The organism is Terriglobales bacterium, assembly GCA_035624455.1.
Lineage (GTDB): Bacteria > Acidobacteriota > Terriglobia > Terriglobales > Acidobacteriaceae > DASPRM01.
In genome coordinates this window covers 26,499-34,664 of the sequence record DASPRM010000037.1, presented here as the reverse complement: position 1 = coordinate 34,664, position 8,166 = coordinate 26,499, and the positions used below count along the sequence as shown (strand labels likewise).

Annotated in this window: 7 protein-coding genes; 2 read left to right on the top strand and 5 right to left on the bottom strand. The window is 57.8% G+C overall.

Translation table 11 applies throughout. From position 1 onward, the window contains the following. Window positions 1-158: 158 nt before the first annotated feature. Together VEG30_04900 and VEG30_04895 are read right to left on the bottom strand one after the other, a co-directional pair. The gene (locus VEG30_04900) at window positions 159-1,541 is read right to left on the bottom strand and encodes a TldD/PmbA family protein (GenBank protein HXZ79247.1); all 1,383 of its coding nucleotides are present in this window, start codon (window positions 1,539-1,541) and stop codon (window positions 159-161) included. Beyond that, on the bottom strand, window positions 1,541-3,007 hold the full coding sequence (locus tag VEG30_04895; protein HXZ79246.1) for a TldD/PmbA family protein: 1,467 nt from the start codon (window positions 3,005-3,007) through the stop codon (window positions 1,541-1,543). Before VEG30_04895 ends, VEG30_04900 begins: the two co-directional genes overlap by 1 nt. Before the next feature lie 181 nt (window positions 3,008-3,188). Between VEG30_04895 and VEG30_04890 the strand changes: the two genes are divergently transcribed. Then, entirely contained in the window at window positions 3,189-3,539 is a 351-nt protein-coding gene (locus VEG30_04890; protein ID HXZ79245.1) for a hypothetical protein, read from the top strand. A gap of 233 nt (window positions 3,540-3,772) precedes the next feature. On the opposite strand, the gene ahcY is transcribed toward VEG30_04890, so the two are convergent. From ahcY to VEG30_04875, 3 genes are all read right to left on the bottom strand, one after another. Continuing rightward, window positions 3,773-5,050: an adenosylhomocysteinase gene (gene ahcY / locus VEG30_04885; GenBank protein HXZ79244.1), complete on the bottom strand. Its 1,278-nt coding sequence runs from the start codon at window positions 5,048-5,050 to the stop codon at window positions 3,773-3,775. Window positions 5,051-5,250: 200 nt separating this feature from the next. Continuing rightward, window positions 5,251-6,432 carry a methionine adenosyltransferase gene (metK, locus tag VEG30_04880; protein HXZ79243.1) on the bottom strand — a complete coding sequence of 394 codons (1,182 nt, stop codon included), beginning with the start codon at window positions 6,430-6,432 and terminating at the stop codon, window positions 5,251-5,253. A gap of 199 nt (window positions 6,433-6,631) precedes the next feature. Then, window positions 6,632-7,753: a RodZ domain-containing protein gene (locus tag VEG30_04875; GenBank protein HXZ79242.1), complete on the bottom strand. Its 1,122-nt coding sequence runs from the start codon at window positions 7,751-7,753 to the stop codon at window positions 6,632-6,634. A 69-nt stretch (window positions 7,754-7,822) separates the two neighbouring features. Here VEG30_04875 and VEG30_04870 point away from each other — a divergent pair, with 69 nt between their 5' ends. Further along, window positions 7,823-8,134, top strand: a complete 312-nt coding sequence (locus tag VEG30_04870; protein ID HXZ79241.1) for a hypothetical protein — start codon at window positions 7,823-7,825, stop codon at window positions 8,132-8,134. Window positions 8,135-8,166 lie beyond the last annotated feature (32 nt).

The following is an 8,166-nucleotide window of genomic DNA, read 5'->3' as shown; positions in this document are numbered from 1 at the left end:
TCTCTGTTGTTGTTCCCACTCCAAAAACGGCCTGACGTATTCCCATTGCGCATCCGTGAGATCAGCCATGCCTTTCATTTGCTTCAACTTCACTCGCGAAGCAAGCATTTATTCAGGAGCCACATTAGTGAGATAGGTTCTGAGTGCTGACTGCTTTCTCAGAATTTCGTGACCTCGGTGAAGTTGAAATCGCGCACCTTCATGGCGGGAACCACCATGTCGAATGATTCCTCTCCGCTGGCGCGCACGGGCTCGCTCATCTGTTCCACGTTGCGCAGCATCTCGATCAGGCTCTGATTGAAGCGAAAATTCCTGAGCCCGCCCCGAATTTTCCCGTCCTCGACAAGGAACGTGCCGTCGCGGGTCATGCCGGTGAGAATTTTCTCGTAAGGATCGACTTCGCGGATGTACCACATGCGCGTGACCAGAATTCCACGCTCGGTGCCCGCTATCATCTGCTCCACTCTCCGGGTCTCGCCAGGAGCGGTGAAAACAATATTCAGGGGAGCTTCGCCCATCGCGTTCGGCAGCGGAAAACCATGACCGGTCGCCTCAATCGGGCCGACCTTGGCTGCCCAGGGCGACTTCCGCATCTTTTCCGCCGTGCCCCGGGCATACACCAGGCGGCGGACAATGCCGTGTTCGACCAACTGCACACGCTGGCGCCTGACCCCCTCGCCATCGAAGGAAGCGCCCGTTTGGAGCGGATGATAAACGTCGTCGGCGATCTGTATGTTTTCCCCGAAAACCTGCTGGGCGATGCGATTATTCAGAAACGAGCGCTCATCGAGGACCGCCTGGCCGCCCCAGTCCCAAAACATGAAGCCGACGAGGTCGAGCACGGCAGCCGGCTCGAGAATCACCGTGTACTTGCCTGCAGGCAACTCCCGGGGACCGGCCGATTGCATCGCCTTTTCGGCGGCGATCTCGGCCAAATGCGTGGCATCAAGATCCCGCACGTTGGGCGAATTGGCCTTGTTCCAACCCGAGGAATCTTTTCCCAGCATCGTGACTGAGATCTCTGACGACGTCTGCGTATGAAATGCCGCTAGCTGGCGCGAGTTCAACACCGCCTCGATCGACTCCGAGCAGGAGAAAATGCCTGCTGCGGTGAGTTTGTGACGGCCCGCAATTTTCACCATTTGCTCGATGGCATGCGCTCGCTCTTCGGGAGTGATGCTCGCTGATTCTCCGAATGCCCGCTTGATGGGATGTCCATTCGGCGAAAATGCGGCCTTGTCGGCCAGGGGCAGGAGATCTGCATCAGGATGCTGGACTTTCGCCAGACCCGAGGCGGCCTTCACCAGCCGCTCGATGCTGGCCTCGTCAAATTTATTCGTGGTTGCACGGGCAGTTCGCCCGCCGAAGACGACCCGCAACGAAAGAATGTAATTCTCTTCAGCGACGTTTTGCGTAATGGCGTTATTAGCGAAACGGGACAGGGCACTGCGTCCGCCGGCGATCAGCAGCTCAGTCTCGTCCGCCTGGGAATAGCGCAGCACGCGGGAGAAAAGATCGTGGGCTTGGTCGGAAGTTAGCATTACGCTCCCCTGTATGCCGACCCCACTTGCACGCCCCGAAATCTTGCCGGCGCCGCGCCATGGCCCGTCCCCATCACTTGCATCGGTTGTCCTTTGCCGCAATTGGGTGTGCCCCACAACACCCACTCGTCACGCGAGCAGATGACGTCCATGGAATTCCAGAACTCCGTCGTAATGCCTGAATAAGACGGATTCTTCAGCATGCGACCGATCTTGCCATTCTTGATCTCCCAGCCGATCTCGGTCCCGAACTGAAAGTTGTAGCGCTTGTCGTCAATCGACCACGAACGATTGGTCTGAAATAAAATGGCGTACTCTGTGTTCGATATGAGCTGCTCCAGAGTGAGCGGTTCTTGCCCAGGCAGAATGCTGACGTTGGTCATGCGGATCATGGGAACACGGTTCCAGCCCTCCGCCCGCATAGTTCCTCCCGAACGCCGGTCGCCGATAGCAGCCGCTGTGTCGCGCGAGCTCAGGTAACCAGTGAAAAGTCCGTTGCGAATGATCGGTGTGCATTGCGCGGGCACGCCTTCATCGTCATATTTGAACGTGCCCAAGCCGGGACCGTGGGATTCGGTAGCGTCGGCCACTACATTAACGATGTCGCTGCCGTATTTCAGTCTGCGCAATTTGTCGAGTGTCAGAAACGAAGTGCCGGCGAAGTTGGCTTCCATGCCCAGCACGCGGTCGAGTTCAATGGGATGTCCGATGGATTCGTGAATCTGTAGCCCCAGCTGCGAGGAATCAAGGATGATGTCAAATCTGCCCTCGGGGCATCGGTCCGCCTTGTGCAACGCCACCGCCTCTTCCCCAATCCGACGCGCGTTCTCCACCAGCTTTAGCTCCTGAATCAATTCATAGCCGCGCTCCTGCCACTGGCCGCCGTAGGAGTTGGGATAAGAGCGCTTCTGAATTTCATCTCCGGCAAACGAATAGGCCGCGTATCCCACGCCGGTCGTGGTCTTCGTCTGATGAATATCTGAGCCCTGGTTGTTGTAGAACCACTGCTCATAGCGGCGGAAGTTGAGATTCGTCTCTGCCAGCGTTACTCCATTCACCGAACGCAACTCCGCATCAACCTTAAGCAGGAGCTCAAGATTCTGCTCGACTGCAATCGAAAAGGGATCGATCTGGCATGGACTGGCCCAGTCATCGACGTAAGCCTGCTCAGGAACGAGCTTGACATCCTGCTGCTTCACCCGGGCTGAGGCGCGAGCAATCTTCATCGCCTCGGCAGCTGCCGCTTCGATTCCCGGCTTCGTCAGCTTTTCAGTGGCAGCAAAACCCCAGGCGCCGCCCGCCAACACGCGGATTCCGGCACCAAGCGACTCGGAATCGGCGACATGGTCGACCTTGCCATTCTTGGTCGCCATCGCACGCTGGCGGTCGTCTACGATGCGGATTTCGGCATATTTCGCCTTGCCGAGATCGGCAACATTCAGCGCCCAGCCAGCGATTTCTTTCATGGGTAGAGAATAGCATTTAGTGTTCAGCAATCATCCGGGTGCCCCAGGTTAGCGACGGGCAGTTCGGCGCTAACCTGGGTGATTGCGGTGCCCCCTAGCCTTCTTTTGGCTAGGGCGGGAGGTCGAGGCGCAGCCTCGACAGGTTTTTTCCCAATTGCTAACTTCCGAGGTCTGACCCCTTATGCCCATCATGAAGATCAAGACGGTCAACATCGAGGATGGAATGCCGTCGATATCCGAGGCACTGGTTAAGATGGATCGCGAGCTGGCACTCGCGCGGCGTAAGGGATATTCACTCGTAAAGCTGATCCATGGCTATGGGTCGACTGGCGCAGGAGGCGACATTCGGATCGCGCTGCAGAGCAAGCTACGACAGATGACGGATCAAGGAGAAATTCAGGCGTGTATTTTCGGCGAAGACTGGTCAGTTTCGGATCAGCGGACCTGGGGGCTGTTGGGGGAACACCCTGATCTCAAGCAGGATTCAGACCTCGGGAGGCGGAACAAGGGAATCACGATGGTGGTGTTGTGAGTGGAGTAAAACAATCATTCAGGCTTCGCCCAGGTTAGCGCCGAAAAGCGCGGCGCGAACCTGGGCAGCGGCGCATAATTGAAGTGACAGAAAACGCAAGATACTTCGACCCCGCGCCCGCGACCCGCGAAACATAGGGGTCAAAAGAGCAAGCCGAGCGCGTCGCTCGGATGACAATCGGATTTTGTCCTAACTGCTAAGGGCTAATTGCTGAATTTGACTGCTGTTTGCTCCTACGTCCCCTCCGACCAGCTGGCCAGGTACTCTTCCTGCTCAGGAGTGAGGCGGTCGATCTTGATTCCCATGGATTCCAGCTTCAGCTTCGCCACGCGACGATCGAGCTCCTCTGGCACGCGATATACCTTCTTATCCAGCGATTGGTGATGCTTCACCAGGAACTCCAGGGAGAGTGCCTGATCGGCGAAGCTCATATCCATGACTGAGGCCGGATGTCCTTCAGCCGCCGCGAGGTTGATCAGGCGACCTTCGCCGAGCAGGACAATCTTCCGCCCATCTCTCAGTGAGTATTCATCGCAGAATGGCCGCGTCGTGCGTTTGGAAGAAGCCAGCTTCTCCAGCGCAGGGATGTCGATCTCCACATTGAAGTGACCGGAGTTGGAGATGATGGCGCCATCCTTCATCAGCTCGAGATGTTCCTTGCCGATCACATTCTTATTGCCGGTGACGGTGCAGAAAACGTCGCCAATTTTGGCTGCTTCCTGCATAGACATTACGCGGAAGCCATCCATGACTGCCTCAAGCGCCTTGATGGGATCAACTTCCGTCACGATAACCTCTGCGCCCTGACCGCGTGCGCGGCTGGCCAGACCACGGCCGCACCAGCCATATCCCACGACTACAAATTTGCTGCCAGCAAGCAGGAAATTGGTGGAGCGGATGATGCCATCGATCGTGGACTGCCCGGTGCCGTAACGATTGTCGAAGAGATGCTTGGTATCCGCATCGTTGACTGCAATGATCGGGTACCGCAGCACGCCTTCCTTGGCCATGGCGCGCAGCCGGATCACGCCCGTGGTCGTCTCTTCGGTGCCGCCGATGATGCCGTCCACTACGTCCGTGCGCTTGGTCAGCGCGGTCGTTACCAGATCGGCCCCGTCATCCATGGTGATTTGCGGTTTGTGGTCGAGCGCGGCGGTGATATGCGAGTAGTAGGTGCTGTTGTCCTCGCCCTTGATAGCGAAGACGGGCACGCTGTAATCCCGCACCAGGCAGGCAGCCACATCATCCTGCGTGGAAAGCGGATTGGAAGCGCAAAGGGCGACGTCGGCGCCGCCATCACGCAAGGTGATCATGAGGTTTGCAGTCTCCGCGGTCACATGCAGGCAGGCGGAGACCCGAATTCCGCGCAAAGGTTGGTTCTTGATGAACTCCTTGCGGATGATCTGCAGCACCTTCATCGACTGGTTGGCCCAATCGATACGCTTCTTACCCAGATCCGCAAGTTCAAAACTCTTTACATCCGAGGGAACGTTTGTCGCTGTCGTAGCCATACTCTCCTGTTCACTTTCTAAGAAGACGGCGGCTGGTGTCCAGACCTCAGGCCAGCCGCATTTGAAGATAATGTGATAGGGCGTGCTTGGTTACGCCCAACTTCGCGTTGCCGCCCCGAAAGATGGGTCCTTGTTTCTTCCGCACGCCTGCGGATCACCCGCAGGAGCCCAAAAACCTGGGTTCTGCCTTCTCGCGAAATTTATCTCTTGCCCACTTGCACCGCAGATTCCACACCTGCGGCAGAACGCAGCACCGCGGCCTTATCAGTGGCCTCCCAGGTAAAGTCCTTGTCACTGCGACCGAAATGCCCGTAGGCAGCGGTCTTGCGATAAATCGGACGTCGCAGCTTCAGTCCTTCAATGATGCCGCGCGGCGTAAGCGGGAAGTTCTCCCTAACCAGATCGCGAATTTTTTCTTCGGCGATCTTGCCCGTACCGAAGGTATCCACCAGCACGCTCACCGGCTCAGCCACCCCGATGGCATACGCAAGCTGCACCTCGCATCGATCCGCCAGGCCGGCTGCGACGATATTCTTGGCGATATAGCGCGCCATGTAGGCAGCCGAACGGTCGACCTTGGTCGGATCCTTGCCGCTGAAGCATCCGCCGCCGTGGCGCCCCATCCCGCCGTAGGTATCGACGATGATCTTGCGGCCAGTCAAACCAGTGTCGCCCATCGGCCCCCCCACTACAAAACGCCCAGTGGGATTGATGTGGTACTTCGTATCCGCATCGAGCAGGTGGGCGGGAATCACCGCCTGGATCACGTGCTCCAGCACTTCTGCCCGCAGCTTTTTGTTATCGATCAATTCCGAATGCTGGGTGGAGACGACAACCGCGTCTACGCGCACCGGACGATGATTGCTGTCATATTCCACCGTGACTTGCGACTTGCCGTCAGGACGGAGAAAGTCAAGATGTCCCTCTTTGCGTAGATACGACAGGCGATGGGTGAGCTTGTGCGCCAAGCTGATCGGCGCAGGCATGAATTCTTCGGTCTCGTTGGTGGCGAACCCGAACATCATGCCCTGGTCGCCAGCCCCTCCCGGGTCCACGCCCATGGCGATGTCAGGCGACTGCTCGTGGATGGAACTGATCACCGCGCAGGTGTTGGAATCAAAACCATAGGTAGCTTCGGTATAGCCCACCGCGGTCACCGTGCCCCGCACGATGGACGGAAAATCCACATACGCCTTGGTAGTGATCTCGCCGGCAATGAACGCCAGACCGGTGGTCAGCAGGGTTTCGCAGGCTACACGGCTGTACGGATCCTTCTCCAGGCAGGCATCCAGGATGGCATCGGAAATCTGATCAGCAATTTTGTCGGGATGGCCTTCGGTCACCGACTCGGAAGTAAAAAGATACCGCTTCGGGGATGGCAAGATCTATGTTCCTCCGTTACTTAAAAGCACTCAGGTCTAGGCGAGAGCCAGATCGGGCCTCAGCCCACCGCAAGCCTTTCAAAAGTAACAGAGGGAGCGAGCGCTCAGCAATCTTTTCATAGAGAATTACTCGGGAACGGAATCCCCCTACGGCAAGGGCTGGAAAACCTGCCCGCTGATTGCTAAGTGCTGACTGTTCCTATTGATATCCCTCCGGGGTAAACGTGACCGTCTTGACTTGCCCTTGATCCCCTAGTGCGGGTAAGGCGCGGCCGTTGTAGAGAACTTCGATCCCCGCTGCATTTCCCAACACCAACACCACCTCGCCGGTGGCACGAACGGATTTCTCCGTCCCGGCAGCAAGTGTATCCTTCATCACCAGCCTGCCGTCGGCAGTGACTGAGACCCAGGAGTCCTGCTTCGCCCGCAGCACTAAATGTATGGGCGCCTTGGCAGGTGGCGCTTCCGTCTTGGCCGGTTCGACTTTGGGTGCCGCGGCTTCCTTGCTGCTGGTTTCGCCAGGCTTTGCGGCACTGGCGACGGTTGCTGCGGGATTCGTTGCTGCCGCTCCGGGTTTGGATGTTGTCGTGGGTTTGGCATTTCCTGGGATTGTTGCGGCCGAAATTGTCGCCGTGGGGGCCTTCACCCCGCTATCCGCAGCAAATGGCTTACCGGTTGATCCGGGAACGGTGGTCGGTTTACCGCTGGCTGAAACTGCTGGTTTGTTCGAGAGATTGGAGGCGGAAGAAGTAGCGCCGGAAGGTGCTGCAGCCCGAGGCTTTTCCACCGGCGAGGTAGCTGGCGCAGCGGGCTTCTCCGGCTCAGCTTCGACCGGGGCTGGGGGTCTGACCTGTTGGGCAGCTTGGGCAGCCGCAGCAGCTTCTGTCTCGCGTGCCTCGTGCTCCGCTTTGCGCTTCGCGTAATAGGTCCAGCCCGCGAAAACCAGAGACCCAAGCACCACCACAACCGCAATCGCCGACCAGGAAGAGCGCTCTTCCTTTCGCTTTTCCTTGAGTTCCTCCGGCTCCGGCCGCTTCCAGCGCTCTAGCGTCTCGGAGAGGTCGCCATTCTGCTCAGATTCCAACGGCACGCCGGCGGCCGCGGTGTAGTCGGCTACCGCCTGCTCTTCGTCGATCCCCAGAAATTTCGCGTAGGCGCGAACGAACCCCTTGTTGAAGATTCCGCCGGGCAGCAGATCGAATTTCTCTTCTTCCAGGGCGCGAAGAAAGCGGTTGCTGATTTTGGTAGCGGTAGAAATCTCGTCGAGGGCGATGCCGCGCATCTCGCGCTCACGCCGGAGCCGTTCGCCAAAGCCTCCCACGTTGTGATCCCCCGATACCGCCGCGAAGGAATTTTTTTGGATCGGTTGCCATCATAGGTTTTGCAGGAAATGGGTGTCAAACGCGATTTCGGTCATCAAGGTGACAAACAGGAAACCGGTTGGCCTGAGGCGGAAATTTTTGAGCGCAATTGCCCTCGAACGCCATTCCACTTCTGGCACCAATATGCCCGCGATCCTTTGAATGAAGGAACAGAAATCGCAAGGTCCTTCGACTCCGCCCGCGACCCGCTAAAAACCCGGGTCGGAGGAGCAGGCGGGCGCATCCCTCAGAATGCCAGCGTGAAGCTCTTAATTTTCATCGATCAGACTTCACCCGATCATACTTATAACCGTGTGACATTCGTAACTGCCCTATATTGAGGCAGCCGGAGAGGGCCCGTATAATGCCGCCA